We start from the raw sequence: 1,464 nt of genomic DNA on the forward strand, positions 1-1,464 counted from the left end.
GTGAGCGCCGCATCCCTGCCCATCGGCGGCGAGATCCTCGAATTCAACGACGCCGTGGACGCCGACCCCGCCATCGTCAACAAGGACGCATACGGCGAAGGCTGGCTCGTCAAGGTCAGGATGTCCGACCCGGCCGAGTACGACGCACTGCTGAGCGCCGCGGATTACGAAAAGCTGATAGGCTAAACACAAAAAATAAAAAGCTATGTCTAAAGTTACAGTAGTAGGTGCAGGTGCCGTTGGCGCAACCTGCGCAAATGTGATGGCTTGCCGCGAAGTTGCGAGCGAAGTCGTCCTGATCGACATCAAGGAAGGTCTTTCGGAAGGCAAGATGCTGGACATGTACCAGTGCTCGACGCTGATGGATTTCGACACCAAGCTCGTGGGCGTCACCAACGACTATAAGCAGACCGCCAATTCGGACGTGGTAGTCATCACCTCGGGTATTCCCCGCAAGCCGGGCATGACGCGCGAGGAGCTGATAGGCACCAACGCCAACATCATGAAGGGCGTGATCGAGAACGTGGTGAAATATTCGCCCCGCGCCATCATCATCGTGGTCGCCAACCCGATGGATACGCTGACCTATCTGGCGCTCAAGGCGTCGGGCCTTCCGAAGAACCGCATCATCGGCATGGGCGGCGCACTCGACTCGTCGCGTTTCAAGTGCTACCTGGCCAAGGCTACGGGCGCCAACATCAACAACGTCGACGGCATGGTCATCGGCGGCCACGGCGACACGACGATGATTCCGCTCGTCTCGAAGGCCACCGTCAACGGCGTACCCGTTTCGCAGTTCGCATCGAAGAAAAAACTCGATGAGGCCGTAGCCAACACGATGGTGGGCGGCGCGACGCTGACCAAACTCATCGGCACGTCGGCCTGGTATGCCCCGGGAGCCGCTTCGGCCATGATGGTCGAGGCGATCCTCAACGACCAGAAGAAAATGGTTCCTTGTTCGTGCTACCTCGAAGGCGAATACGGACAGTCGGACATCTGCATCGGCGTACCGGCGATCATCGGCCGCAAGGGCATCGAGAAGATCGTGAAGATCGACCTTTCGAAAGAAGAGGCCGAGAAATTCGCAGCTTCGGCCGACGCAGTCCGCAAGACCAACAACGTGCTCCACGAAATCAAGGCGATTTAATTCCGCGCTGCGACAGATACGAAAGAAAAACGTCCCGGATTTCGGGACGTTTTTCGTATCCGGGATCGGGAGCCGCGAAAAAAGCGCATGCAGCTATGCTGCATGCGCTTTTTCGTATTCCCTTCGGGACGCCGGACGGCCTCCTTTGGGGCATCCCTCTTTGCGGATCAGAAACTGAACTTCGCACCGACGAACCAGCTGCGGGGCAGCGACGGGCCGTAGATGTAGCCCGAATCGCGGTCTACGCCCTTGTCGAAATCCTTCTGGTAGGCGTTGAACAGGTTCTGCACGCCACCGTAAAGCTGCATGGTTATCTC

At 58.1% G+C, this 1,464-nt stretch carries 2 protein-coding genes and 1 pseudogene (2 of these 3 only partly in view); 2 read left to right on the plus strand and 1 reads right to left on the minus strand.

The genetic code is table 11. The annotated features are described in order from the left end of the window. Both gcvH and mdh read left to right on the plus strand, forming a co-directional pair. Positions 1 to 186: pseudogene (gene gcvH / locus QVP03_RS05605) on the plus strand (glycine cleavage system protein GcvH) (it extends 220 nt beyond the left edge of the window). Positions 187 to 205: 19 nt separating this feature from the next. After that, a complete protein-coding gene (mdh, locus tag QVP03_RS05610; RefSeq protein ID WP_022332576.1) occupies positions 206 to 1,147 on the plus strand; it encodes a malate dehydrogenase in 942 nt (313 codons plus the stop codon). A gap of 167 nt (positions 1,148 to 1,314) precedes the next feature. Here the strand turns inward: mdh and QVP03_RS05615 are convergent, their stop codons facing one another. After that, positions 1,315 to 1,464, minus strand: partial view of a TonB-dependent receptor gene (locus QVP03_RS05615; RefSeq protein WP_022332577.1) — the 3' end only. 2,181 nt of this gene lie beyond the right edge of the window; only the last 150 of its 2,331 coding nucleotides appear in the window; its start codon lies beyond the right edge, outside the window — the gene reads right to left on this strand; the stop codon is at positions 1,315 to 1,317.

The sequence above is a fragment of the Alistipes sp. CAG:29 genome (genome assembly GCF_000435435.1).
Classification (GTDB): Bacteria; Bacteroidota; Bacteroidia; order Bacteroidales; family Rikenellaceae; genus Alistipes; species Alistipes onderdonkii.